25 protein-coding genes are annotated in these 25,575 nt (G+C 67.4%); 8 read left to right on the top strand and 17 right to left on the bottom strand.

The window, feature by feature from the left end:
- Positions 1-109: 109 nt before the first annotated feature.
- The 7 genes from KM176_RS01755 to KM176_RS01725 form a co-directional block, all read right to left on the bottom strand.
- Positions 110-1,921, bottom strand: a complete 1,812-nt coding sequence (locus KM176_RS01755) for an aminopeptidase P family protein (RefSeq protein ID WP_160892091.1) — start codon at positions 1,919-1,921, stop codon at positions 110-112.
- 46 nt (positions 1,922-1,967) lie between these two features.
- Positions 1,968-2,624, bottom strand: a complete 657-nt coding sequence (locus KM176_RS01750) for a class I SAM-dependent methyltransferase (RefSeq protein ID WP_160892089.1) — start codon at positions 2,622-2,624, stop codon at positions 1,968-1,970.
- Positions 2,625-2,651: 27 nt separating this feature from the next.
- Complete coding sequence (gene cobT / locus KM176_RS01745) at positions 2,652-4,523, bottom strand: cobaltochelatase subunit CobT (RefSeq protein WP_160892087.1); 1,872 nt, start codon at positions 4,521-4,523, stop codon at positions 2,652-2,654.
- A gap of 130 nt (positions 4,524-4,653) precedes the next feature.
- Entirely contained in the window at positions 4,654-4,887 is a 234-nt protein-coding gene (locus KM176_RS01740) for a hypothetical protein (RefSeq protein WP_160892085.1), read from the bottom strand.
- 175 nt (positions 4,888-5,062) lie between these two features.
- Positions 5,063-5,470, bottom strand: a complete 408-nt coding sequence (locus KM176_RS01735; RefSeq protein ID WP_160892083.1) for a hypothetical protein — start codon at positions 5,468-5,470, stop codon at positions 5,063-5,065.
- A gap of 128 nt (positions 5,471-5,598) precedes the next feature.
- Positions 5,599-6,582, bottom strand: coding sequence for a cobaltochelatase subunit CobS (gene cobS / locus KM176_RS01730; protein WP_160892081.1), 984 nt, complete (start codon positions 6,580-6,582; stop codon positions 5,599-5,601).
- 371 nt (positions 6,583-6,953) lie between these two features.
- Complete coding sequence (locus tag KM176_RS01725; RefSeq protein WP_160892079.1) at positions 6,954-7,586, bottom strand: J domain-containing protein; 633 nt, start codon at positions 7,584-7,586, stop codon at positions 6,954-6,956.
- Positions 7,587-7,663: 77 nt separating this feature from the next.
- On the opposite strand from KM176_RS01725, the gene KM176_RS01720 reads away from it, so the two are divergent.
- A complete protein-coding gene (locus KM176_RS01720; RefSeq protein ID WP_160892077.1) occupies positions 7,664-7,921 on the top strand; it encodes a BolA family protein in 258 nt (85 codons plus the stop codon).
- 4 nt (positions 7,922-7,925) lie between these two features.
- On the opposite strand, the gene KM176_RS25250 is transcribed toward KM176_RS01720, so the two are convergent.
- Both KM176_RS25250 and KM176_RS01710 read right to left on the bottom strand, forming a co-directional pair.
- Positions 7,926-8,333 carry a DUF4177 domain-containing protein gene (locus tag KM176_RS25250; protein ID WP_160892075.1) on the bottom strand — a complete coding sequence of 136 codons (408 nt, stop codon included), beginning with the start codon at positions 8,331-8,333 and terminating at the stop codon, positions 7,926-7,928.
- 111 nt (positions 8,334-8,444) lie between these two features.
- The gene (locus KM176_RS01710; RefSeq protein ID WP_160892073.1) at positions 8,445-8,912 is read right to left on the bottom strand and encodes a thioesterase family protein; all 468 of its coding nucleotides are present in this window, start codon (positions 8,910-8,912) and stop codon (positions 8,445-8,447) included.
- Positions 8,913-9,031: 119 nt separating this feature from the next.
- Here KM176_RS01710 and KM176_RS01705 point away from each other — a divergent pair, with 119 nt between their 5' ends.
- Positions 9,032-9,919, top strand: a complete 888-nt coding sequence (locus tag KM176_RS01705) for a cation diffusion facilitator family transporter (protein WP_160892071.1) — start codon at positions 9,032-9,034, stop codon at positions 9,917-9,919.
- A gap of 93 nt (positions 9,920-10,012) precedes the next feature.
- Here the strand turns inward: KM176_RS01705 and gatB are convergent, their stop codons facing one another.
- The 3 genes from gatB to pepN form a co-directional block, all read right to left on the bottom strand.
- The gene (gatB, locus tag KM176_RS01700) at positions 10,013-11,527 is read right to left on the bottom strand and encodes an Asp-tRNA(Asn)/Glu-tRNA(Gln) amidotransferase subunit GatB (protein ID WP_160892069.1); all 1,515 of its coding nucleotides are present in this window, start codon (positions 11,525-11,527) and stop codon (positions 10,013-10,015) included.
- Positions 11,528-11,630: 103 nt separating this feature from the next.
- Positions 11,631-13,064, bottom strand: a complete 1,434-nt coding sequence (locus KM176_RS01695) for an FG-GAP repeat domain-containing protein (protein WP_160892067.1) — start codon at positions 13,062-13,064, stop codon at positions 11,631-11,633.
- Positions 13,065-13,203: 139 nt separating this feature from the next.
- Positions 13,204-15,768 (bottom strand): aminopeptidase N, encoded by a 2,565-nt coding sequence (gene pepN / locus KM176_RS01690; protein ID WP_160892065.1) that lies wholly within the window; start codon positions 15,766-15,768, stop codon positions 13,204-13,206.
- Between the two features lie 138 nt (positions 15,769-15,906).
- On the opposite strand from pepN, the gene KM176_RS01685 reads away from it, so the two are divergent.
- The 5 genes from KM176_RS01685 to KM176_RS01665 all read left to right on the top strand — a co-directional run bounded on the left by KM176_RS01685 (position 15,907) and on the right by KM176_RS01665 (position 21,988).
- Positions 15,907-16,113 carry a hypothetical protein gene (locus KM176_RS01685; protein ID WP_160892063.1) on the top strand — a complete coding sequence of 69 codons (207 nt, stop codon included), beginning with the start codon at positions 15,907-15,909 and terminating at the stop codon, positions 16,111-16,113.
- A 156-nt stretch (positions 16,114-16,269) separates the two neighbouring features.
- On the top strand, positions 16,270-17,049 hold the full coding sequence (locus tag KM176_RS01680) for a gamma-glutamyl-gamma-aminobutyrate hydrolase family protein (protein WP_160892061.1): 780 nt from the start codon (positions 16,270-16,272) through the stop codon (positions 17,047-17,049).
- Positions 17,050-17,489: 440 nt separating this feature from the next.
- A complete protein-coding gene (locus tag KM176_RS01675; RefSeq protein WP_160892059.1) occupies positions 17,490-19,064 on the top strand; it encodes a Re/Si-specific NAD(P)(+) transhydrogenase subunit alpha in 1,575 nt (524 codons plus the stop codon).
- 13 nt (positions 19,065-19,077) lie between these two features.
- A complete protein-coding gene (locus KM176_RS01670; protein WP_160892057.1) occupies positions 19,078-20,511 on the top strand; it encodes an NAD(P)(+) transhydrogenase (Re/Si-specific) subunit beta in 1,434 nt (477 codons plus the stop codon).
- Between the two features lie 202 nt (positions 20,512-20,713).
- Positions 20,714-21,988 carry a DUF3422 family protein gene (locus tag KM176_RS01665; RefSeq protein WP_160892055.1) on the top strand — a complete coding sequence of 425 codons (1,275 nt, stop codon included), beginning with the start codon at positions 20,714-20,716 and terminating at the stop codon, positions 21,986-21,988.
- Between the two features lie 20 nt (positions 21,989-22,008).
- Here KM176_RS01665 and KM176_RS01660 read toward each other — a convergent pair whose 3' ends face one another.
- The 5 genes from KM176_RS01660 to KM176_RS01640 are packed head-to-tail and all read right to left on the bottom strand — an operon-like array spanning position 22,009 to position 24,136.
- Positions 22,009-22,419 (bottom strand): periplasmic heavy metal sensor, encoded by a 411-nt coding sequence (locus KM176_RS01660; RefSeq protein WP_160892053.1) that lies wholly within the window; start codon positions 22,417-22,419, stop codon positions 22,009-22,011.
- Positions 22,416-22,766 carry a hypothetical protein gene (locus KM176_RS01655; protein ID WP_160892051.1) on the bottom strand — a complete coding sequence of 117 codons (351 nt, stop codon included), beginning with the start codon at positions 22,764-22,766 and terminating at the stop codon, positions 22,416-22,418. The genes KM176_RS01660 and KM176_RS01655 overlap by 4 nt, the downstream gene beginning before the upstream one ends.
- A gap of 4 nt (positions 22,767-22,770) precedes the next feature.
- Positions 22,771-23,382 carry an RNA polymerase sigma factor gene (locus KM176_RS01650; RefSeq protein WP_160892049.1) on the bottom strand — a complete coding sequence of 204 codons (612 nt, stop codon included), beginning with the start codon at positions 23,380-23,382 and terminating at the stop codon, positions 22,771-22,773.
- A complete protein-coding gene (locus tag KM176_RS01645) occupies positions 23,382-23,678 on the bottom strand; it encodes a hypothetical protein (RefSeq protein ID WP_160892047.1) in 297 nt (98 codons plus the stop codon). Before KM176_RS01645 ends, KM176_RS01650 begins: the two co-directional genes overlap by 1 nt.
- 38 nt (positions 23,679-23,716) lie before the next feature.
- Positions 23,717-24,136 (bottom strand): EF-hand domain-containing protein, encoded by a 420-nt coding sequence (locus KM176_RS01640; protein WP_160892045.1) that lies wholly within the window; start codon positions 24,134-24,136, stop codon positions 23,717-23,719.
- 195 nt (positions 24,137-24,331) lie between these two features.
- On the opposite strand from KM176_RS01640, the gene KM176_RS01635 reads away from it, so the two are divergent.
- A complete protein-coding gene (locus tag KM176_RS01635; protein WP_160892044.1) occupies positions 24,332-25,495 on the top strand; it encodes a M20 aminoacylase family protein in 1,164 nt (387 codons plus the stop codon).
- Positions 25,496-25,575 lie beyond the last annotated feature (80 nt).

The following is a 25,575-nucleotide window of genomic DNA, read 5'->3' as shown; positions in this document are numbered from 1 at the left end:
ATTGGGTTCCTGTCATGGTCTCCTTTCTGTCCCGCCTTTGTGTCATGCATATGTCAAACAGCGGAACATCGCTCCGCCCCTCGCGGGGCGGGCGATTGTGGTTTCGGTCTCAGAGTGGGGCCGTCGCGCGATCCAACCACAGAGCCGTGACTTCGTCCAGTCGCGGGCGGACCTTTTCCCGGCATGTGGCATGGTAGTCGTCGATCCAGGCCCGTTCCTCTGCGGCAAGCAGCGCGGTGTCAATCAAGCGGCGTTCAAGTGGCACCCAGGTGAGGGTTTCGAAGGCATACATCGGGCGGGGATCGGCGCCGGGCAGATCCGGGGCCTCCTGCACCACGAGCAGGTTCTCGGTGCGGATGCCGAAGGCGCCCTCGCGGTAGTAGCCGGGTTCGTTCGACAGGATCATGCCGGGGCGGAACGGCACGTCGGACATCCGCGAGAGCCGCTGCGGCCCTTCGTGGACGCAGAGATAGGCGCCGACGCCATGGCCGGTGCCGTGGTCGAAATCCATCCCCGCCAGCCACAGCGGGTAGCGTGCAAGCGCATCGAGGTGCTGACCGGCAAGCCCCTGCGGGAAGCGCAGCCGCGAGATCGCGATCATGCCCTTGAGGACGCGGGTATAGGCGGCGATCTCCTCGGGGCCGGCGCTGTCGCCGACCAGCAGGGTGCGGGTGATGTCGGTGGTCCCGTCAAGGTACTGGCCGCCGCTGTCCAGCACCACCAGCTGGCCGTTTTCCAGCTGGCGACTGCTGTCCCGGGAGACGTGGTAATGCGGCAGGGCGCCGTTCGGACCGGCCCCGGCGATGGTGTCAAAGCTGATCTCCATCAGGGCGTTAGTCTCGCGGCGGAAGATTTCCAGCCGGGTGACCAAGTCGATCTCGGTCAGGGTGGGCTGGTTGGCGGCGTCGAACCAGGCCAGGAAATGGCACATGGCGGCGGCGTCGCGCAGATGCGCCTCGCGCGAGCCGGCCAGTTCGGCGGCGTTCTTGCAGGCCTTGGGCAGCACGCAGGGATCGCCCTCCCAGGCCAGCACGGCGCCCGACAGGCGCTGCTCCACCCAGACCGGGCAGGAGCCGGGATCAAGGCGGATCGCGCCGCTGGCCTCTTTCGCCAGGGCCTCCAGCACGGCGCCGAAGGCGGCGGGGGATTCCAGCGTGACACCGGGGCCCAGGTGCTCGATCAGCAGGTCATCGCATTTCGCATCCTCGGCGAACAGCGTCACCTCGCCGCCGGCATGGAGGATGGCGAAGGCATGGGGGATCGGGTTGCGCGGAATGTCCGAGCCACGGATGTTGAGCAGCCAGGCGATGGAATCCGGCAGGGTCAGCACCGTGGCGACCTGGCCGCGCTTGGCCATGTCCCGGCCCAGGCGGGCGCATTTGTCGGCATGGGGTTCGCCGGCGAATTCCAGCGGCTGCGGCACGATCGGGCCCATCGGCGGGGCGGGGCGGTCGGGCCAGATCGCATCCAGCGGATTGTCCTCGACCGGCACGAGGCGGATCTTCGCGGGCGAAAGCTGGCCGGTCAGGCGGGTGATCTCGGCATGGCTGTGCAGCCAGGGGTCGTAGGCCAGGGTGGCGCCCTGCGGCAGCACGGCGCGGGCCCAGTCCCCGACCGAGGTGGCGGGCCAGTTGATCTTTTCGAACTCCTGCGCGACTTGGGCGCGCACCTGCACGGTATAGCGGCCATCGGCGAAGACGGCGGCACGCTCTGCGGTGACCAGGCAGAAGCCGGCAGAGCCGGTGAAGCCCGTCAGCCAGGCCAGGCGTTCATCGCAGGGGGCGACATATTCGCCCTGATGGGCATCGGCACGGGGCACCAGGAAGGCATCCAGCCCGCGCTTCTTCAGCTCCGCCCGAAGGGCGGCCAGGCGCGGCGGGCCCTGTTCGGGCGCGGCAGAGGTCTCGAAGCTCTGGAACATCGGGGGGTCCTTTCGAAAGTCGTCGTCGGTCGGGCTGCGCGGCCTGTCAGCGGAACTGGAACAGGCAGACGAAGCGCGGCTGGCCCCGGGCCGAACAGAGGGGCTCGGCCCGGGCTTCCAGCAGGAAGGGGGCGAGGGAGAAGGGCGGTTGCGCCAGGTTGATCGGGTAAAAGCCCCAGCCCTCGATGGTCAGATAGGCATTCAGGCCTTCGTTTTCAGGCATCCCGAGGAAGCTGGTGGTGATCAGGAAGCGGGTGGTGCGGCGCAGCCGGGCCAGCACGCGCAGCGCCATGTCCTGGGGCAGGTGGAACAGCACGTCGCGCAGGATGACCAGATCGGTCTGGGGGAAGGGCTCGGTGGTCAGATCGCCCAGGCGGAAGCGGATCTCGGGGGTGGCGAACTGGTCCTGAAGCTGGCTGACAAGGGCCTCGCTGGCCTCCCAGCCGGTGTAGCGCAGGCGCTGGCCGCCAACATGCGGAAGGCCGAGGTGGCGCATCCAGTTCCAGTCGCCGCAGCCCAGGTCCAGCACCGAGGTGATGCCCTGTTCGGGGATCACCCGCGCCAGCATCTCCAGCGTCGGGCGGGCGGCCTCAAGCGCCGACCCGGGGCCGGAGGCGCTTTCACGCCGCCCGGCGGCCTGCTCCGCCATGCCGAAATCCACGAAGGCGCGGGCGGCGTCGAGATTGCTGTCCTTCTCTGCCATTCCCGCGGCCCTCCTGCCGCCCGGTCCTCACATTGCCTTGCGGATGCCCACCATCCGGGCGCGGGCCCGCGGATCGTTGTCGAAAAGCGAGGCCAGCTGTTCGGTCATCGCGCCGGCCAGCTGGTCCACATCGGTGATCGTCACGGCGCGCTGGTAGTAGCGGGTCACGTCATGGCCGATGCCGATGGCGATCAGCTCGACCGCCTTCTTCTTCTCGATCATGGCGATCACGTCGCGCAGGTGCTTTTCAAGGAAGTTGGCGGGGTTCACCGACAGGGTGCTGTCATCCACCGGCGCCCCGTCCGAGATCACCATCATGATCTTGCGCGCCTCGCGGCGGCCCATCATGCGCCGGTGCGCCCATTCCAACGCCTCGCCGTCGATGTTTTCCTTCAGCAGGCCTTCCTTCATCATCAGGCCAAGGTTCTCGCGCGAGCGGCGCCAGGGGGCATCGGCCTGCTTGTAGATGATGTGGCGCAGGTCGTTCAGGCGGCCGGGCTGCACGGGACGGCCATCGGCCAGCCATTTCTCGCGGCTCTGGCCGCCCTTCCAGGCGCGGGTGGTAAAGCCCAGGATCTCGACCTTGACCGAGCAGCGTTCCAGCGTCCGCGCCAGCACGTCGGCGCAGATCGCGGCAATGCTGATCGGACGGCCGCGCATCGAGCCCGAGTTGTCCAGAAGCAGCGTCACCACGGTGTCGCGGAACTCCATGTCCTTCTCGACCTTGAACGACAGCGGCGTCGTCGGGTTGGCCACCACGCGCGCCAGGCGCCCGGCATCCAGCACGCCCTCTTCCTTGTCGAAGTCCCAGCTGCGGTTCTGCTGGGCCTGAAGCCGGCGTTGCAGCTTGTTGGCCAGCCGCCCCACGGCGCCCTTCAGCGGGTCGAGCTGCTGATCCAGATAGGCCCGCAGGCGCTCCAGTTCCGCCGGATCCGCCAGGTCCTGGGCCAGAACCTCCTCGTCGAAATCAGAGACGTAGACCTTGTAGTTCGGATCGGCCTCGGAAGCCGGAGAGGGCTGCGGCGGATCCATCGGCGCCTCGCCCTCGGGCATCTCTGCCTCGTCGGTGGCTTCCTGGTCGGCCATGTCGTCGGCGCTGACCTGGGCCTCGGAGGGGTCCTGCTGCTGCTCCTGGGAGCTGTCGGGCGTGGCCTCGGGCTGTTCCTCGGAATCGTCCTGCCCGGTCGAGTCGGGTTCCTGCTCGTCGGCATTCTCCTCGGCGTCGTCCTGGGCTTCCTCGTCTTCCTGGTCTGGATCCTCGCCCAGCTGGTCGCCATAGCCCAGATCGTCGATGATCTGGCGGGCAAAGCGGGCAAAATCCTTCTGGTCCGACAGCCGCGACTGGAGATCCTCCAGCGTGCCGCCGGCCTTGTCCAGCATGTAGTCCTTCCACAGGTCCATCACGTTCTGCGCGCCCTCGGGCATCGGGCGCCCGGTGGCAAGGTGACGGATCAGGTAGCCGGCGGCCACCGGCAGCGGGGCCTCGGCCTGGGTCTTGATCCCGCCGTAGCCGCCACGCCGTGCCTCGGCGGCGATCTTGTGGTCGATGTTGCCGGCGGTGCCGGGCATCTCGCGCGCGCCCATCGCCTCGCAGCGGGCGGTTTCCATCGCCTCGTAGATGTCGCGGGCCAACTGGCCGGGCGGGGCGAAGCGGGCATGGGTGCCGGCGTCGTGATACTTGTGATGCAGCGCCAGAGCGTCCGCGGTGCCGCGAGCCAGCAGCACCTCGTCCTTGGTCAGGCGGCGGCTGATCTGGGGCAGGCGGACCATGTCGCCCATCTTGCCCGAGGGATCGACCGTGTATTGCACGTTCAGATCATGATCATTCGCCATGACCTTCGTGGCCTCGGCGAGCGCCTTCTTGAACGGATCTGCGGGGTTGTCGCTGGACTTGCTCATGGCCAAAGGTAAAGCACTTGGCCGGAGCGCTCGCAAGCGCGAAGCGCGCGCTGGCGGAGCTGTTTGATATCGCCGCCTTATCTGCGGCAATCGTCGGGACGAGCGGCGGCCCTTTTGCCGCCGCCTTCGTTCAGTCCTTGGACCATTCGCGCACCAGCGCGCGTTCGGGGGTGAGGCTGCGGTAGCGGGCCCCGCCGGGCAGGCCGCCACCCAGGGCGCTGCCGTTCATCTCTTCCAGCGAGAGCTGCTGGATCGCCTCGGCACGGATGCCGTGGTTGGTGTCGTCGACCTCTGCCGCCGCGGTGGTGACCTCTGCCGGGAAGGCGATGGCGGAGAGGAGGAGGAGGGGGTGGAATCGTCTCATGGGAGTCTCCGTTCTCATTGGGGGGAGGGCGCCGGACGGCGGGTCGGTTCGCTCGCCACCCGGCTGGGTAGAGGAAACCTAGGGTCAATCTGTGGATTTTTCATGGTCTCATTGCGGCGCGTCGCGACAATGTGAAGCACCCCTCTTGCGGCCCGGTCCGGCAGACCGGCGGCGGTCAGGGCAGCAGCAGGGCTGCGCAGGCGGTCAGCTGGCGCTGTGCAAGGGCGGCGGCGCGGCGGGCATCCTCGGGGTCGGAATTGAACCGCGAGCGATGCAGGAGATGCGCCTGGGCCTGTTTCGCCTCGATCCGCAGGGCCAGCAGGCGACGGGCGTCGCGGGGATCGGCAGCCGCTTCCTGCAGCGCCGTAAGCGCGGCGCGGCGTGCCTCGTGCAGGCGGGTCAGGGCGGGGCCGGGGGGCAGCAGGTAGCTCCAGTCGACGAAGGCCGAGTAGCGCCCGGCGCAGATCGCGAACTGCCCTGCCAGGCCGCTGCCGGCGGGGCCAGCGGGGGCCGGGGCCGGCATCAGCAACCCCAGCAGGCCAAGGCCCGCCGCAACACCCTTCGAGACCGTATGCCGTGCCATCCGCCCGCCTCCCCGCGACAGCAGAGGCTGCACCGCAAAGCTTTCGATCCGGTGGATGCGCCGGGCGGACATGCGAACGGCGCCGCCCGGGGGCGACGCCGTTGCGATGACCTGCGCGGGGGGCGGGCTCAGCCGGCGGCGGCCGCCGCGCTCTCGGGCAGTTCCTCGTCGAAGCAGCGCTGGTAGAACTCGGCCACGGTCTGGCGTTCAAGCTCGTCGCACTTGTTGAGGAAGGTCAGGCGGAAGGCATAGCCGATGTTGCGGAAGATCTCGGCATTCTGGGCCCAGTTGATCACCGTGCGGGGGCTCATCACCGTCGAGAGGTCGCCGTTCATGAAGGCGGTGCGGGTCAGGCCGGCCAGGGTCACCATCTGGGCGATCTGCTTGCGGCCCTTCTCGGTGTTGTAATGCGGTGCCTTGCTGAGAATGATCGCGGTTTCCGCGTCATGGCTGAGGTAGTTCAGCGTGGCGACCAGCGACCAGCGGTCCATCTGGGCCTGGTTGATCTGCTGGGTGCCGTGGTAGAGGCCCGTGGTGTCGCCCAGACCCACCGTGTTGGAGGTGGCGAAGAGGCGGAAGAACTTGTTCGGGTAGATGACCTCGTTCTGGTCCAGAAGGGTCAGCGCGCCGTCGGTTTCCAGCACCCGCTGGATCACGAACATCACGTCGGCACGGCCGGCGTCGTATTCGTCGAAGACGATGGCGGTCGGGTTGCGCAGCGCCCAGGGCAGGATGCCCTCGTGGAACTCGGTGACCTGCTTGCCGTCCTTGAGCTTGATCGCGTCCTTGCCGATCAGGTCGATCCGGGAGATGTGGCTGTCGAGGTTGACGCGCACGCAGGGCCAGTTGAGGCGCGCCGCGACCTGTTCGATATGGGTCGACTTGCCCGTGCCGTGGTAGCCCTGCACCATGACGCGGCGGTTGTGGCTGAAGCCCGCCAGGATCGCCAGCGTGGTGTCGGGGTCGAAGCGATAGGTCGTGTCCACCTTCGGCACGCGGTCGGAGGGCGCTTCGAAGCCCTTCACGATCATGTCGGTATCGATGCCGAAGACCTCGCGGACCGAGATCTCCTCGGTGGGCTTGGCGTTGATGTCGAGCGCTCCGTCGGCCATGTGGGTCGTCCCTTCGTCGTCGAGAATTGCAGCCGTGCAGCGGTCCTCTGGGACCGTCCGGGCAGGCGTCAGGGGGCACCATATCGCAGCCTGCGCCGAGGGAAAGGGCAAAACGCGCCGCGGGGCCGTGGCAGGCCCGCGCGGGGGCCGCGTGCCCGGCGGAGTGCCTGTTTCGCGGGAAACGCGCCCTCCGGGCGCGGCCTCCGGCGGGCATATTTGCAGAAAGATGAAGGCGGTGGCGGGGCCGGGGCCGGAGGGGGCGGGCCGGGGGCAGGGCGCCTCCGGCGACCGTATTTGGGGAAAGATGAAAGATGCGAAAAGGCGCGCCGGGAGGGGCGCGCCTTGCGAAACGGGACCCGGGGGACGCGGGTCTACTTGAAGTTGCGGCTGTCCTTGATCTGGTCCCAGGCCCAGACCACCTGCTGGAGCTGTTCTTCCTGGCTGCGGTCGCCGCCGTTCATGTCCGGGTGCAGCACCTTGATGAGCTTCTTGTAGGCCTTGCGGACCTCGGCCTTGGTCCAGCTGTCCTTGGCTTCGAGGATGTCGATGGCCTTGCGCTCGGTCGGGGGCAGGCGGCGGGTGGCGCCGGTGGTGGTGGCGTTGCGGCCGGGGTTCTGGGTGGCGTTCTCGCCCAGGACCTGGTGCGGATCCTCGATGCCCAGGCGCGCCCAGGCGCGGGCTTCGGGATCCCCGAGGGGACGCGTCTTGCGCTCCCAGACCTTGTCCTTGGACATCTGGGCATTCATCTCGGCTTCGGTCTGGCCCTGGAAGAAGTTCCACTGGTTGTTGTATTCGCGGATATGTTCCTTGCAGAACCAGATGTATTCATCGAGCACGTCGGGGGCTTTTGGGGCACGATACTTGCCGGGCTGGTCACAGCCCGGGTGTTCGCAGACGCGCGTGGATGTCTCGGACGCGCCGGACATGCCGCGGCGGCCGCGGTTCTGTTTCTTCTTTGCAGAAGAGACGGACATATCGAAACCGAAGGGATCATTCTTTGGCATGGATCGCAGTCCTTTCCGAGTCAGGCCGTGCAGTTTAGACTGTCGGTCAAAGTTTTGAAGAGGCGAGAGGAAAAATAATGAGCCGTGAAGCGGAGATTCGCAGCCGTCTGGAAGCGCAGTTCCACCCCGAGCACCTGGAGGTCCTGGACGAGAGCGAGGGCCATCGCGGCCATGCCGGTTTCCAGGAGGGCGGGGAGAGCCATTTCCGCGTGCGGATGAAGGCGGCGACGCTGTCCGGCCAGAGCCGGATCGCGCGTCATCGCGCCGTCCATGCCGCCATCGGCGCGGAACTGATGGGGCAGATTCACGCGCTGGCGCTGGAGCTGGAGGCCTGAGCCGCTAGCGTTCGGCGCGCAGACCCTGCGGGCGGGGCGTCTCGGGATCGGGGCGCTCCTCGCCGCGGGTCGCTGTCAGGGTCGGGGCGCCGCTGCCCTGCTGCGCGGCGGCGGGGGCGGCGGGCGCCGGGGCCGTCTGCAGCTGGGGCGCGCGCTGCGGGCCCGGGGCGGGGCTGCCGGAAAGGGCGCGGCGGAACACCAGCAGGTTGCGGTAGGTGGTGGAGGAGCCGGTCAGGCCGGAGCGTTCCTCCTGCGGCAGGGTCTCGGCGCGCTGGTACTCCCAGCCCTCGGCGGCAAGCTCGTTCATCAGCTCTTCGAGGGCATTTGCAAAGCGGGCCTCGCCGCCCTTGACGCCCTTTGCACGCCCGGCCTTCACCGGGGCGGGCACGACTTTGTATTCGTAACGGGTCATCGGGCGCACTCCTTCCTGCCAGGGTCCCCCTATCTGGAGGTTTGCGCCCGGAAGGACAAGGGGCATTGCGGAAGCGTGACCGGACGGCGCGCGCGATGGGCGGGGGGATGCCTAGCGCCGCAGCCCCATCGGTGCGCCGATCCAGTCCGGGCGGGGGCTGTCGGCATGGGCGTCCCGGGCCGCGCAGAGCGCTGCGTGGATCTGCGGGGGCCAGGGCGCGACGCGGGGGCCGCCCTGATCGACGTGAAGGGAGACCCCCTCGCCGGTGGCGGCGATCCAGCCCTCCTCGTGCAGCAGCTCCTGGGCATAGTGATAGGCCCGGTCGCTGACATCCAGCACCCGGACCGAGCTGCGCACCCGGGCGCCGGGATGCAACTCGCGGCGGTAGCGGATTCGGAACTCGGCGGTGTAGGTGGTATGGGCGCAGGCGGCGACATAGGCCGGCCCCAGGCCGAGCCCCTCCTGGAAGGGATCGAGAGAGAGGTCGAAGAGCACCGAATAATAGGCCATGTTGAGATGACCGTTGTGGTCGATCCAGTCCGGTTTCAGATCCAGGTAGGAAGATTGAAACAGCGGCATGGCAGACTCCGGCTCAGGCCCGGGATTGTCGTGTCGTCATGGCAGCAAGTCGCCGGGCGGGCGTTGCGATCCCGGTCGTTTTGGGGAAAGAGCGGGGAAAGCACAAGCGGAAGGGACCCATGAGCGAAACGATCAAGATTGCAATCGGCAGCATCGTCGTGGGAATCGTGGTGCTGGGCCTGAAGACGCTGGCCTGGTGGATGACCGGTTCGGTGGCGCTGCTGTCGGATGCGCTGGAAAGCACGGTGAACGTGGCCACGGCCTTTGCCGCGCTGATCGCCATTCAGGTGGCGGCGCGTCCGGCCGATCAGAATCACCCCTACGGCCACCACAAGGCCGAGTTCTTCAGCGCGGTGCTGGAAGGCGTGATGATCATCGTCGCCGCCCTGCTGATCCTGCGCGAGGCCTGGCACGGGTTGCAGAACCCGGTGCCGCTGGACGCGCCCCTGGAGGGGCTGCTGGTCAACGCGCTGGCCTCGGTGCTGAATGCGGTGTGGTGCTGGGTGCTGATCCGGCGCGGCAAGGTGCTGGGCTCTCCGGCGCTGGTGGCAGATGGTCACCACCTGCTGACCGATGTCTTCTCTTCCCTCGGGGTCGCCATCGGCGTGCTGCTGGCGGTGGTCACCGGCTGGGCGATCCTCGATCCCATCCTGGCGGTGCTGGTGGCGCTGAACATCCTGTGGGCCGGGTTCCGGGTGGTGGTGCGTTCGCTCTCGGGGCTGATGGACGAGGCGGTGAGCGACGAGACGCTGGACGAGATCCGCGACGTGATCTCCCAGTCCGCCGAGGGCGCGATCGAGGTGCACGACCTTCGCACCCGCCATGCCGGGCCCCGGACCTTCATAGATTTCCACATGGTCGTGGATGGTCAGACCACGGTCAGCGATGCCCATGCAATCTGCGACCGGGTGGAGCGGGCGCTGATCGCGGCCCTGCCGGAGGCGCAGATCACCATCCACGTGGAACCCGAGGAAAAGGCCAAGCATTCGGGCGTGCTGGTCCTTTAAGGCGGGTGCCTTAAGGCAAGGGCCCACGCGGCGGGGCAAAGCAAAAGGGCGGGGAATTCCCCGCCCTTCCTCGTTTCCGCTGCTCAGGCTGGCTCAGAGCGCCAGCTTGGCCGCCACGATGTCGTTCACGGCCTTCGGGTTGGCCTTGCCGCCGGTGGCCTTCATCACCTGGCCGACGAACCAGCCGGCCAGTTTCGGGTTCTGCTTGGCCTTCTCGACCTGGGCGGGGTTGGCTGCGATCACCGCGTCCACGGCGGCCTCGATGGCGCCGGTGTCGGTGACCTGCTTCAGCCCCTTGGCCTCGACGATCTGGGCCGCGTCACCGCCTTCGGTGAACAGGATCTCGAAGACATCCTTGCCGATCTTGCCCGAGATCTCGTCCGCCTTGATCAGCTTGATCAGGCCGCCCAGCTGGGCAGGGGAAACCGGGCTTTCGGTGATGTCCAGGTCGTCCTTCTTCAGGCGGCCGAACAGCTCGTTGATGACCCAGTTGGCGGCCAGCTTGCCGTCGCCCGCAACCCCCACGGTCTCTTCGAAGTACTGCGCGTTCGGCACCTCGGCGGTCAGCACGGAGGCGTCGTATTCGCTCAGGCCGAAGTCCTTGACGAAGCGGGCCTTCTTTTCGTCGGGCAGCTCGGGCAGGGTGGCTGCGATGCCGTCCACCCAGGCCTGCTCGATTTCCAGCGGCAGCAGGTCGGGATCGGGGAAGTAGCGGTAATCGTGCGCCTCTTCCTTCGACCGCATGGAGCGGGTCTCGTTCTTGTCGGGATCATACAGGCGGGTTTCCTGCACGATCTCGCCGCCGGCTTCCAGGATCTGGATCTGGCGGCGCGCCTCGAAGTCGATGGCCAGCTGGATGAAGCGCATGGAGTTCATGTTCTTCAGTTCGCAGCGCGTGCCCAGGTGGCTGAAATCGCCGGTTTCGGCGAATTTCTCGTACTGGCCGACGCGGCAGACCGAGACGTTGACGTCCGCGCGCATGTTGCCGTTCTGCATGTTGCCGTCGCAGGTGCCGAGGTAGCGCAGGATCTGGCGCAGCTTGGCCAGATAGGCGGCGGCTTCCTCGGGGCCGCGGATGTCGGGGCGGCTGACGATTTCCATCAGCGCGACGCCGGTACGGTTCAGGTCGACGAAGGACATGTTGGGGTCCATGTCGTGGATCGACTTGCCGGCGTCCTGCTCCAGGTGGATGCGCTCGACGCGCACCAGCCGCGCAACGCCCGGCTCCATGTCCACCAGGATCTCGCCCTCGCCCACGATGGGGTGGTAAAGCTGGGAGATCTGGTAGCCCTGCGGCAGGTCGGGATAGAAGTAGTTCTTGCGGTCGAAGGCCGAGAACAGGTTGATGTCCGCCTTCAGGCCGAGGCCGGTGCGCACCGCCTGCTCGACGCAGAATTCGTTGATGACGGGCAGCATGCCGGGCATCGCGGCGTCCACGAAGGCCACGTTGGAGTTCGGTTCCGCCCCGAATTTCGTCGATCCGCCCGAGAAGAGCTTCGCGTTCGACGAGACCTGGGCATGGACTTCCATGCCGATGACCAGTTCCCAGTCATGTTTGGCGCCCGCGATCACCTTGGGCTTGGGGGTCTCGTAGGTGAGATCCAGCATGATCCGTCCTTTCCGCGAATGGCTTGGGGATGCGTTCTAGGGCAGGCGGTTTCGGGGGGCAAGAGCGGGCGAGGTTTCCGGTGCCGGGGCAGCGCGGCTTATTTCAGGTGAAGGTGCCGACGCCCAGGATATCGTCCTGCAAGGACAGCGCCAGCAGGCTGCGTCCATCGACGGATAGGGCCCAGTGCGTCGCCACATCCGCCCCCGAGGCCAGCGGAGTCTCGACGCCATCGGTGTCGAAATGCCCGGTGCCGTCATTGTCGAAGACGTAGAGCGTGCCGTCGTTCTCCCACAGGATGTCGGTGGCGCCATCGGCGTCGGCATCGAAAAGCATCACCGCCTCGCTCCAGCCGTTCCAGAAGGCGCTGCCATCGTTCCGGGCGTTCAGGTCGAAGGCCCGGGCCGAGATGTCGTCAAAGCCGCCGTCGCTCCGTTGCAGCAGGATCTGCAGGTCGCGCGTGGGCGCCGTGGCGGAAAGATCGGCCTGGGTCAGCACCAGGTCCAGCCGCCCGTCGCCGTCGAGGTCGGCGACCTGGATATCCGTGGTCCGGGTCGCTGCCCCGTAGACGCCCTGCGGCAGGATCTGCGCGACCTCCAGCCTGTCCCCTGCAAGGGTCAGGAGGGCGCTCTGGCTGGCGGACGTTCCCGCCGCTTCGGCAGAGGCGGCCAGGATCAGCTCGGGGGTGCCGTCGCCATCGAGATCGGCAAACAGCTCGGCCGTGCGGAAAACCGGCTCGGTCGGGCCGGTGAGCGTGGCTGCAAAGCCGAAGATCCCGCTGTCGAGCGCGACCGGCGTGAACCCTCCGGTCCCGTCGTTGAGCAGCAGCAGGTGGCCGGCCGTGCCCCCGCTGGCCGAGGTGACGTGCAGGTCGATGTCGCCGTCGCCGTCCACATCGGCGAGGGCCAGCGACAGGACGGTGTCGCCGGTGCCCTCCAGCACGCCCGGCGCCGCGTCGTAGCTGCCGCCGGTCCAGATCAGCACCGCCGCCGTGCCGCTGTCGCTGTCCACGGCCAGGATGTCGAGGGTCCCGTCGCCGTCCAGATCGGCAAAGGACAGCAGGCTGGTATAGGGCAGGGCGATCGTGCTCTGGATCAGCGCAAAGCGCTCTGTCCCGTCCGAGAACGCGATCTGGGCGTTCAGCAGATCGCCCGCGCCGCCCTCTGCCCGGGCCAGCACGAGGAAGTCTTCCAGCCCGTCGCCGTTCAGATCCGCCGGATGGGCGCGGAAATCGGTGATCTCCTCTTCGGGAGAGAGGTCGAAATCCAGTCCCTCGATCCGGGTCAGCCCTTCGAAACGGTCGGTGAACTCTTCAATGCTGACGATGACGGACTCTGCCAGGACGGTGCCGATAACGTTGGCATAGGCCTCGGTAAAGCTTTCGGCGACGGATTCGACGGCCCGCTTGGCGCCGCAGCCCGACAGGGCCATGACCAGCAGCGGCGAGAGCCGGAACAGCCCGCGCTGTGTCCCTGCGCGGGCGTGGGCCGGGAAGGGCCGGAGCGGGGCGGGGAAGGATTTCGGGAGCGGGCTTTGCATCGGGGGGCCTCCTGCATGGCTGGTACCTTGCATCAGCCTGGGGCGAAGGCGCGGTGGTCCCAAAGGGAAACCGGCCCCGAGGGGCCGGTCCCATGTGATGCATGCCAGGGGTCTGCCCCGATCCGAGGCAGCCGGGGCGTCAGCCGTTCAGGATCCGGCTGACCATCTCGGAGGTGTCGCGCGACAGGCCGTCCTGCGCGAGGATCCCTTCCAGCGCCTCGCGGATCATCGCCTGTCGGTCGCTGTCGTAGCGCTTCCAGGTCTCGAAGGCGGTGCACATCCGCGCAGTGGTCTGCGGGTTCAGCGGATCGAGCTTCTTCAGCCAGTCGGCCAGCAGCGCATAGCCCTTGCCCGAGGCATGGTGGAAGCCGGCCGGGCTCATCGCGAGGGCGCCGAAGGTCGCGCGGAAGCGGTTCGGGTTCTTCATGGTGAAGTCGGGGTGCGCGGCCAGCCGTTCGGCGGTGGCGGCGGCATCCTCGGGGCGGGCCAGCCCGACCTGGAGCGAGAACCACTTGTCGATCACCAGCCGGTCATGCTGCCACTGTTCGTAGAAGGATTGCAGCTCCTGCGCGCCGGCGTCGATGGACAGAAGGCAGGAGAGTGCCGCCAGCTGCTGGGTCATGTTGTCGGCGCCGGCATATTGCGCCCGCGCCCGTTCGCCGCCGTCGAGGCGGGTCAGCAGCGCCAGTGCGGCGTTCGACAGGGCGCGGTCGGCGGCGGGGCCGGCCTCGGGGCTGTAGGGGCCGGTAACCTGATGCGCTGCGTAAAGTCGCGCCAGCAGGTCGGGCATGTGGCGGGCCATCGCCTCGCGCATTTCCTCGCGCTTTTCCCAGATCCGCTGCGGGTCGGGGGTGGTGCCGCCTTCGAACAGGGTCAGCGCCAGGTCGTCCTCGGAGGGCAGGGCCATGGCCAGCGCGCGGAAGGCCGGGTCCAGCGTCTCGTCCTCAAGCAGGGTCTTCAGCGCGTCGAGATAGGCGGCATCGGGCGCCATGCCTTCCGCGATCATCCGCAGCAGGGCGTTCTTGGCCAGGCTGCGCCCCGCTTCCCAGCGGTTGTAGGGGTCGGTGTCATGGGCCAGCAGGAAGGCGCGCTCGGCATTGTCGGTTTCGCGGTGCAGGATCACCGGGGCCGAGAAGCCGCGTAGGATCGAGGGCACGGGACGCGCGCCCAGCCCCTCGAAGGAGAAGCTCTGTTCGGCTTCCGTCATTTCCAGCAGGGTGGTGGGCAGCACCTCGTCGCCGTTGGGGCCCAGCAGGCCCACCGCGATGGGCAGCACCTGGGGCTGTTTCGAGGGCTGGCCGGGGGTCGGCGGCGTCTCCTGGCGGAAATGCAGCGTGAAGGTGCCGTTGTCCCAGCTTTCCGTGACATGCAGCCGCGGCGTGCCGGCCTGGGAATACCAGCGCTTGAACTGGGTCAGGTCGCGGCCCGTCGCATCCTCGAAGACCTTCAGCCAGTCCTCGATCGTGCAGGCCTGGCCGTCGTGGCGGGTGAAGTAGAGATCGAGCGCCTTGAAATAGGCCTCATCGCCGACCAGAAGCTTCAGCATCCCGATCACCTCGGCGCCCTTTTCGTAGACGGTCGCGGTGTAGAAGTTGTTGATCTCCTGGAAGCTCTCGGGGCGGACGGGGTGGGCGAGGGGGCCGTTGTCCTCGCGGAACTGGCGCGCGCGCAGGGTGATCACGTCCGAGATCCGCTTGACCGGCTCGGAGCGCATGTCGGCGGTGAAGGAGGCATCGCGGAACACCGTCAGCCCTTCCTTCAGGCACAGCTGGAACCAGTCGCGGCAGGTGATCCGGTCGCCGGTCCAGTTGTGGAAATATTCATGGGCGATGATCGCCTCGATGCGTTCGAAATTGGCATCCGTCGAGGTTTCGGGCGAGGCCAGCACGCAGGAGCTGTTGAAGATGTTCAGCCCCTTGTTCTCCATCGCGCCCATGTTGAAGTCATCGACCGCGACGATGTTGAACAGGTCGAGGTCGTATTCCCGGCCATAGACCTCCTCGTCCCATTTCATCGACTTCTTCAGGGCCTCCATGCCGAAGGCGCATTTGCCCTCGTCGCCGGGGCGCACCCAGATGTTCAGCTCGACCGCGCGGCCCGACATCGTGGTGAAGGTATCGGGATGGTTCACCAGCTCTCCGGCCACCAGCGCGAACAGGTAGGAGGGTTTGGGCCAGGGATCGTGCCACTCCGCCCAGCCTTCGCCGCTGGCGATGGGGTTGCCGTTCGACAGCATCACCGGCAGGTCGCTTTCGATGCGCACATGGAAGGTCGCCATCACGTCGGGACGGTCGGGATAGTAGGTGATCTTGCGGAAGCCCTCGGCCTCGCATTGCGTGCAGTACATGCCGTTCGACATGTAGAGCCCTTCCAGCGCAAAGTTCTGCGCCGGCGCGATCTCGACCTCGGCCTCCCAGGTGAAGGCGCCTTCGGGGACCGCGCAGCTCAGCCCTTCGGGGGTGATGTCCGGGGTGACCGGGGTGCCGTCGATGGCGGCAGAGATCAGCTTCAGCTTCTCGCCATGCAGGAAGAAGCGGTCCTGCGTGCCCTCCGGGTTCGGGGCAAAGCGGATGCGCGACAGGACCCGGGTTGCATCGGGCGCAAGGCGGAAGGTCAGCGAGACATCCTCGACAAGCCAGCCCGGCGGGGTGTAATCGCTAAGGTAGATCGTCTGGCCCGTCTGGGCGGCGGCTGCATCCTTCATGGGGCATCCTTTCGAGTGTTTCCCCAGATCTTCGCCTCGCGGGGGCGGATTGCAAGGGGGCAGCGGCGGGAACATCCGGGACACCCAGGCGTTGACCCTCAGACAGGGCCGCCGCCGTGCGGCCCGGGAATGCAGAAGATGTTCGACACCACGAGAAACAGCAAACAAACGCAGGAAGAACTGCGCGAGGCGGAAATGCGTGCCGCGCTGGACCGGACCGGGCGCCCGGCGCTGCCGATCTGGCGCGCCATGGTGGTGGTGCTGGTGCTGGTGCTGCTGGGGGTCGGTCAGCTGATCGGCCAGATCGACGCGGGCAGCGCGACCGAGGCCGCCGCCCTGCAATGATCCGCCCGCCGCCCCGGCGGCGCGCCGATGTGCCCGGTTCTGCTGCACCGAGCTGCGGCGCGACGTCGTGGTGCATCCCTGCACAGCCTCAGACGTTTCTTTCATGCTCCGGACATATTACCTTCATCCGGTAACCCGAGGCAGCCCGAGACAGTCATGACACGTCCCCTCATCGGTATCATCAGCAATCTCCACGTGGTCGACGGGAGCTATCGCACCCATGCCGGCGGGGTCATGAACTGTGAGGCCGTCTCGGATGTCTGCGACTGCATTCCCGCGCTGATCCCCGCCGATCCGCGCTATGTTTCCGTCGAGGAACTGCTGGAAACCTACGACGGCTTCGTGCTGACGGGCGGGCGGCCCAACGTGCACCCCTCCGAATACGGCGAGGACGAGACCGCCGCCCACGGCACCTTCGATCGCGCCCGCGATGCGATCACCCTGCCGCTGGTGCGGGCCTGCGTGCAGCGCGGCCAGCCGTTCCTGGGCATCTGCCGCGGCTTCCAGGAAGTCGCCGTTGCCATGGGATCGACCCTGCACCCCGAGATCCGCGACCTGCCGGGCCGGATGAACCACCGGATGCCGCCCGATGGTACCCAGGAAGAGAAATTCGCCCTGCGCCACAAGGTCAGTTTCACGGAGGGCGGCGTGTTCCACAAGCTGATGGGCGCCCGCGAGGTGATGACCAACACCCTGCACGGGCAGGGGGTGATCAAGGCCGGCACGCGCTTTGTCGTCGACGGGCTTGCCCCCGATGGCACCCCCGAGGCCGCCTATGTCGAAGGGGCGCCGGGCTACACGCTCGCGGTGCAGTGGCACCCGGAATACCATGCCGCCCAGGATCCGGTCTCGCGTCCGCTGTTCGAGGGGCTGGGGCAGGCGGCCCGGGCCTGGCAATCCGACCGGCGGGCCCGTCCCGCCCTGCGTTCTGCCTGAGGGGGCGCCCGAAGTCCGGTCTGCGGACCAGGATCGGCTGATCTGCGCTTGATTGCGCTAACACATTACGGAATATAAAAAAAATCTCAGGTCTGGGACAATTTTGCCTATTCCATGACCCCGGATCTTCCTGCAAAGCTGGGTTGCAGCTGAAGCGGTGGCTTCGCGGTGGTACTTGCCGAGAGGCTTGGTATTCTCGGAGCGCGAGTAAAAGGACGGAGAACTATTCGCAAAACGAAAGGCACCGAGAGATAGATCGTGCAGCCCGGACCGGGCCGTATCGTGCAAAGGGGCAGTGTCGCCCCTTTGTTGCTATTGGTGTGGCAGTTTTGCACTAAGTTGCGTTTAGGGTTGCGCAATATTGTTGCGCACGTTTTTCTGTACCGCCCGGGGTAACCCGGCACATTCATTCAGCGTTGTTCAGAAGGGGGACGACACAGGTGAAAATCGGAACGCCAAGAGAAGTGTTCGAGGGCGAGGCGCGAGTCGCGATGACCCCGGACTCGGCTCTGCAACTGCAGAAGCTGGGCCACGCGTGCATCATCGAGACAGGCGCCGGCGACAAGGCCGGCTTCTCGGACGCAGCCTACAAGGAAGCCGGCGTCGAAGTGGCCGAGAGCCGCGAGGCGCTCTATGCGGCGGCGGATGTCATTGCCAAGGTGCGCGCGCCCTCCGACGAGGAAGCGAAGCTGCTGCGCAAGGATCAGACGCTGATCAGCTTCTTCAACCCGGCCGGCAACGGTGAGCTGCTGGAGCTCTGCAAGGAGCAGGGCGCCACCGTCCTGGCCATGGAGATGATCCCGCGCATCAGCCGCGCGCAGAAGATGGACGCGCTGTCGTCCATGGCCAACATCGCCGGCTACCGTGCCGTGATCGAGGCCGGCAACAACTACGGCCGCTTCTTCACCGGCCAGATCACCGCCGCCGGCAAGGTGCCGCCCGCCAAGGTGCTGATCGTCGGCGCCGGCGTGGCAGGGCTTGCCGCCATCGGCACCGCGACCTCTCTGGGCGCGATCACATATGCCTTCGACGTGCGCCCCGAAGTGGCCGAGCAGGTCGAATCCATGGGCGCCGAATTCGTCTACCTCGACTTCGAGGAAGAACAGGCGGATGGCGCGTCCTCGGGTGGCTATGCCTCTGTTTCCTCTCCGGAATTCCGCGAGGCCCAGCTGGCGAAGTTCCGCGAGATCGCGCCGCAGATGGACATCGTGATCACCACCGCGCTGATCCCGAACCGCCCCGCGCCCAAGCTCTGGCTGGAAGACATGATCGCCAGCATGAAGCCGGGCTCGGTCATCGTCGACCTGGCGGCGGAACGCGGCGGCAACGCCGAGGGCACCGTCCCGGACGAACGTGTCGTCACCGACAACGGCGTCATCATCATCGGCTACACCGACTTCCCCAGCCGGATGGCGGCGCAGGCCTCCAGCCTCTACTCGACCAACGTGCGTCACCTGCTGGCCGACCTGACCCCCGAGAAGGACGGCGTCATCAACCACAACATGGAAGATGACGTGATCCGCTCGGCTACGGTCACCCGCGAGGGCGAGATCACCTTCCCGCCGCCGCCGCTGAAAGTGGCCGCGATCGCGGCGCAGAAGCCCAAGCCCAAGGAACCGGAACTGACCCCGGAAGAGAAGCGCGCGCAGGAAGTGGCCGCCTTCAAGAAGCAGACCAAGACCCAGGTCAGCCTGATCGTGATCGGCGCCGTACTGCTGCTGGCGGTGGGCCTGGTGGCGCCGGCCAGCTTCATGCAGCACTTCATCGTCTTCGTGCTGTCGGTCTTCGTGGGCTTCCAGGTGATCTGGAACGTCTCGCACAGCCTGCACACCCCGCTGATGGCGGTCACCAACGCGATCTCCTCGATCATCATCCTCGGCGCGCTGATGCAGATCGGCTCGGGGAGCTGGATCGTGATCCTGCTGGGGGCGCTGTCGGTCTTCATGGCCGGCATCAACATCTTCGGCGGCTTCCTCGTCACCCGGCGCATGCTCGCCATGTTCCAGAAGTCCTGAGGAGCGATAGACCATGGAATTCGGATTCACGACGGCGGCCTATGTCGTCTCCGCCATCCTCATCATCCTGTCGCTGGGCGGTCTGTCGGGCCAGGAAAGCGCCAAGCGCGCCGTGTGGTACGGCATTGCGGGCATGGCGCTGGCGATCTTCGCCACGCTGATCGGCCCGGGCGCGGGCCTCTGGCTGCTCTCGCTCATCCTGATCGCGGCGGGCGGCCTGATCGGCTGGTACGTCGCCAAGAAGGTCGAGATGACCGAGATGCCGCAGCTGGTTGCGGCCATGCACTCCCTGGTGGGTCTGGCGGCGGTCTTCGTCGGCTACAACGCCCATTTCGAGCTACATCACGTGCTGGGCATGGACCCGGCCACCTATGAGGGCCTGAAGGGCTTTGCCGCGATCCTCGCACACAAGACCCCGGTCGAGCAGAACATCCTGCGGGTGGAACTGTTCCTCGGCGTCTTCATCGGTGCGGTGACCTTCACCGGCTCGATCATCGCCTACGGCAAGCTCGCGGGCAAGGTCGGCTCCAAGGCCACCAAGCTGCCGGGCGGTCACCTGCTGAACGCAGGTGCGGCGGCAATCGCCGTGCTCTGCCTGATCTGGTACTTCTCGACCGGCGGCTTCTTCCCGCTGTTCCTGATGACGCTGGCGGCGCTGTTCATCGGCTACCACCTGATCATGGGCATCGGCGGCGCCGACATGCCCGTCGTGGTCTCGATGCTGAACAGCTACTCGGGCTGGGCGGCGGCGGCCATCGGCTTCAGCCTTGGCAACGACCTGCTGATCGTGGTGGGCGCGCTGGTGGGCTCCTCCGGGGCGATCCTGTCCTACATCATGTGCAAGGCGATGAACCGCAGCTTCGTCTCGGTGATCCTGGGCGGCTTCGGCACCACCGCGGGCCCCGCGATGGAAGTCGAGGGCGAGCAGAAGCCGATCGAGGTCGACGGCGTCGTGTCCGCGCTGGAAGATGCCGACAGCGTCATCATCGTGCCGGGCTACGGCATGGCGGTTGCGCAGGCCCAGCAGAACGTTGCCGAACTGACCCGCAAGCTGCGGGCAAAGGGCAAGAACGTGCGCTTCGCGATCCACCCGGTTGCGGGCCGTCTGCCGGGGCACATGAACGTGCTGCTGGCCGAGGCCAAGGTCCCCTACGACATCGTCATGGAAATGGACGAGATCAACGAGGACTTCCCGGATACCGACGTGGTGATCGTGATCGGCTCGAACGACATCGTGAACCCCGCCGCACAGGAAGATCCGGGCAGCCCCATCGCCGGCATGCCGGTGCTGGAGGTCTGGAAGGCCAAGCAGGTCTTCGTGTCCAAGCGCGGTCAGGGCACCGGTTACTCGGGCATCGAGAACCCGCTGTTCTACAAGGAAAACACGATGATGTACTACGGCGACGCGAAATCCTCGATCGGCGATCTGGTCACCAAGATCAGCTGATCCGCGCGACAGTCAGGCATCAGGGGGCTCCGGGAAACCGGGGCCCCTTTCGCGTATGCGGGGGTACGCCTGCCGGATGCGCGGGCAGGTGTACCCCCGCATGCAAAGGTATTCCGTCAAATCACTGATTTGTAACGGGAAATGCCTTCCCTCCGTCGCGCGGGGCCGCTATCCCTCGGGGATCACGTGCCACGAGGAGGCCATGACCCTGCTGGACCATCCCCTGCGCTACGCGCTCGCCAACGAGCTGCACGCGCGTCCCTTCCCGACCCTGACCGCGCCCTGCAGCGTGGCCTACCTCGCCGTCATGGCGCCCGAGGATTCGCCGCGCGACCGCGCCGCCGAACGGGCGCATCTGCTTGACCTGCTGGACCGCCACGGGGCCAGCCATCCCAGCCCCGAGGCCACCCACTGGTCCGGCCAGCTGGGGCGCCACGTGCTGAAATGGGAAAGCCACACGGAATTCGTGACCTACACGATGTTCTCTCCGGTGCTGCCCGAGCGGGCCTTCGATCCCGCCGAGTTCGAGGTCTTCCCCGCCGACTGGCTGGAAGCCGCGCCGGGCGAACGCGTGACCTCGGCGCTGCTGCGCGTGGCGCCGCTGCCGGCAGAGGAAGAGGTGCACCGGCTGATCGACGAATGGTTCGTCGGCGAAAGCCTGGCCACCGCCCATGTGCTGGAACGCGGCGGCGTGATCGCGGGCGATTTCCGCATCGATCCGGCCGGGCACATGCGCTTTGCCGTCTTCACCGATCCCAGCATCGGCGCCCATCGCATCGGTCGGCTGGTCCAGCGCCTCTGCGAGGTCGAGACCTACAAGGCGATGTCGATGCTGGGCCTCGCGCGGGTGCGCGACATGGGCCCGGAACTGTCGCGCATCGACGTCGAGCTGACCGAGCTGATCGCCGCCATGCGCGAGGCCGCGACGAAGCCCGAGGTCACGCTGGCCTCGCTGCTGTCGGTTTCGGCGGAGGTCGAGAACCACGCCGCCCAGGCGGCCTACCGGCTGGCCGCCACCAAGGCCTATGCCGCCATCGTGCATGAACGGGTCAACATGCTGCGCGAGGAACGTTTCCGGGGTCGCCAGACCTTCGGAGAGTTCATGATGCGCCGCTACGAGCCCGCGATGCGCACGGTCGTGGCCGCCGAGGCCCGCCTGCAGGCCATGTCGGACCGCGCGATCCGCGCCGGTGAACTGCTGCGTACCCGCGTCGATGTCGAACGCAGCGCGCAGAACCAGGCGGTTCTGGCCTCGATGGACCGGCGCGCGGATCTGCAACTGCGGCTTCAGGAGACGGTCGAGGGGCTCTCGGTGGTGGCGATCAGCTATTATGCCGTGTCGCTGGCGGGCTACCTGACCTACCCGGTGGCCGAGGCGCTGCATGTCTCGAAGGGCCTGCTGCTGGCCTGCCTGACGCCCCTCGTGGTGGCGGGCGTGTGGTGGATGGTGCGCCGGATCAAGGCGCGGGTGCACTGATCCGGCAGGCGGCGGCGGGCCTAGTTCCCGCCGCTGTCCTCCGTGCCGTCTAGGCCGGCGGCCTTGTCGAAGGCCACGATAAGCCGGTCCTGGCCCTCTTTCTGAAGGGCGGCGGTGGCGTCTCGGACCCGGGCCATGGCGGCCTCGACCCGGGCGCGGTCATAGGGCCGGTCCGCAGCGGCGGCAAACATCTCCGAACGGGCCTGGCCCAGGGCCTCCAGACCGTCCCGTAAGGCTTCCGGATCGCGCCTCATCTCGGAAAAGACGGCGGCGCGGGTGTGATCATCGAAGACCGAGCTGAGCCCGCCGCTTTCCCCGTTCAGCATGTTGCGCAGGGTATTCAGCCGCATCAGCACGCCGACGCTGGCAGCATTGAGCAGCAGCGAGACGCCCAGCACGCCCCAGATCAGGATCATGCCGCGCCGTTTCATCGCGAGATCCCCGCGAAGTTCAGCAGGCTGTTCAGGCCCGCATCGCCGAACGGGTCGCCCATGGCCAGGGCCAGAACGGCAGTGTCGGGCCCCGAGGCGCCCATCGGCCAGCCGGCGATCGCCAGCGGCGTTGCCACCAGCAGCATGGCGAATCCGGCCCCCAGCACGCGCGGCGAGGGCAGGGCGATCCAGCGCGGCAGGCGGGCCTCGCGCCGGGGGGCATGATGGCGGCGGACCTGCCGCAGCACGGCGGCGGTGGTCACCCGGGGCGGCGGCCCCGCGCCATCCTGGCGGGCCAGCCTGGCCAGCAGGGGCTCCAGCGGATCGTGGTCATGGCGCTCGCTCATCCGGTCATCCTTTCCTTCCATCTTCGGGCGTGATCCCGAGTTTCGCCCGCAGGCGCCTGCGCGCCCGCACCAGCAACTGTTCCACCGCGCCGGGGCTGGTGCCCATGGCGCCGGCGATCTCCTCGTTGGCCAGACCGCCCGCCACGCTCAGCATCAGCGCCATGCGCTGGCGCTCGGGCAGGGCGGCGATCTGCGGCTTCAGCCGGTCCAGCTCCTGCCGGCCGGCCAGGCTGCGCAGGGCATCGGGGGCCTCGTCCTCGGGTTCCGGCATCTCGGGGGTCAGCCCGAAGAAGCGGCGCAGGCGCTGGCGCCGCCAGGTGTCGGTACACAGGTTCGTCGCGATCCGGTAGAGCCAGGGCCGCCCCGGACCGCGATCAGGGTCATAGCTGTGCGCCGTGGTCCAGACCCGCAGGAAGACCTCCTGCACCAGATCCTCGGCGTGGTGGGCATCGTTCAGGTAGCGCCGCGCCAGCGCGCGGATGCCATGCCCATGGCGCGTGATCAGCAGCGCCAACGCCCCCTCGTCCCGCTCCGCGATGCGGGCCAGCAGCTCGCCATCGGGCAGGTCTGCCTCCCCAGGCAGGGGGGCGGGCGGGACGGGGTGGACGGGTCTCATCAGCGGTTGACGGTGATCTTGCGTTGCTTCGTCGTGGTGGTGCCACCATAGCCGGTCCGGTCGACCGTGGTGCCGTTTTCATTGGTCACCCGGGTGCGGCTCTTGCTGGCGGTCTGGCCGTCGGCGGTGGTGGCGGTGGTGTTGCGCTGGCAGGTCGCCTGGCCGGCGCCGCGGATGCAGTCGCGGCTGCTTTCGACGCTGCCGCCGTTGCCGCCCGTCACGGTCACCGACTGGGCCTGGGCCGAACCGGCGATCAGCAGGCCGGAGAGGAGGGCGGGAAGAAGAAACTTGGTCATGGATCTGTCCTTTCTGAAAAACATGCCGCGCGGGGCGGTTACTTGTTATGGGCGGCGCGGAACGCCTCGGCCTCGGCGGGCGAAAGGCCGCCGCTGTTGTCGGTGTCGGCCTCGGCGAACCAGGCGCCGGGGGCGGTGAATTCCGCCTGGCTGATGCGACCGTCCTGGTTGGTGTCCACCGCCTCGGCCATCAGCGCGCCCATCGGCCCGGCGTTGCTCATGATCTTGGCGGCGCGGCGGTTCAGCGCCTCAAGTTCCGAGCGGTCGATGAAACCGTCACCGTTGCGGTCGAGCCGGGCGAAGATCTCGGCCTTGCGGGCCGAAATCTCGGAGGTGCTCAGCTCTCCGTCGCCATTGGTGTCGGTTTTGGCGAAGCCGCGCCCCTGGGCCTGGGCCGAGGCCCCCGACAGAAGCGCCAGGGCGGCCAGCGGGAACAGAAGGTGTCTTGTGCGGATCATCGTGTCTCTCCGTCGTGGTGTACGGCTAGATACGGGGCGGGGGCGGACCTCCTACGCGCAAAAACGCGGGCAGCAGGGGCCGGATCGGGGCCTTGCGGGGGGCGGGCATTTGACATTGCCGCGACGCCCTCGCTAGCGTTCCGGGACCAATCCGGCCCTGCCACGGGCGGGCCTGCCATCTGAGAAGGGAAGACCATGCCGATCAAGAACCGCTTCGCCGAACTGCACGCCGAGATCACCGGCTGGCGGCGCGATCTGCACGCCCATCCGGAGATCCTCTACGAGGTGCACCGCACCGCCGGGCTGGTCGCCGAGAAGCTGCGTGAATTCGGTTGCGACGAGGTGGTCGAGGGGCTGGGGCGCACCGGCGTCGTCGGGGTGATCCGCGGCCGCAGCACCGGCTCGGGCAAGGTGATGGGGCTGCGCGCCGACATGGACGCGCTGCCGATCCTTGAGGAAACCGGGGTCGACTATGCCTCGAAGACGCCCGGCGCGATGCATGCCTGCGGCCATGACGGCCATACCGCGATGCTGCTGGGGGCGGCGAAATACCTGGCCGAGACGCGCAATTTCGACGGCACGGCGGTGATCATCTTCCAGCCCGCCGAAGAGGGTGGCGGCGGTGGTCGCGAGATGTGCGAGGACGGGCTGATGGAGCGTTTCGGCATCCAGGAGGTCTATGGGATGCACAACTGGCCGGGCGTGCCGCTGGGCCAGTTCGCGATCCGTCCGGGCGCCTTCTTCGCCTCGACCGACCAGTTCGAGATCACCGTGAAGGGCCATGGCGGCCATGCCGCCAAGCCGCACCTGGCCGCCGACCCGGTGGTTGCCACCGGCCAGCTGGTTGTCGCGCTGCAAAGCATCGCCAGCCGCAATGCCGATCCGGTGGCGCAGGTCGTGGTCTCGGTCACCTCGGTGGAAAGCTCTTCCAAGGCCTTCAACGTGATCCCCGGCTCGGTGACGCTGCGCGGCACGATCCGCACCATGAGCGAGGAAAGCCGCGCCATGGCCGAGACCCGGCTGAAGGCCATCGGAGAGACGGTGCCGGCGGCGATGGGCTGCGAGGGGCTGGTGCGCTGGCTGCCGGGCTACCCGACGATGGTGAACTCCGAAGCGGAGACGGACTTCGCAGCAGAGGTGGCGCGCAGGGTGTCGGGCGATTGTGCCCCGGCAGAGATGACCATGGGTGGCGAGGATTTCGCCTACATGCTTCAGGAGCGTCCCGGCGCCTATATCCTGGTCGGCAATGGCGACAGCGCCGAGGTGCACAACCCGGCCTACAATTTCGACGACGAGGCGATCCCGGCGGGCTGTTCCTACTGGGCGGAGCTGGTCGAGCAGGGCATGCCGGCGGCCTGATGGCGGGCGCCTCCGGCGGCTGTATTTGGGAAAGATGAAACGGGGGCGCGGGGATCTTCGCGCCTCCGGCGGGCATATTT

Origin of the sequence: Pseudooceanicola endophyticus (assembly GCF_018760365.1) — a bacterium.
Lineage (GTDB): Bacteria > Pseudomonadota > Alphaproteobacteria > Rhodobacterales > Rhodobacteraceae > Pseudooceanicola > Pseudooceanicola endophyticus.
Note: the sequence above shows the minus strand (reverse complement) of the source record. Positions and strands in the feature narration are given on the sequence as shown.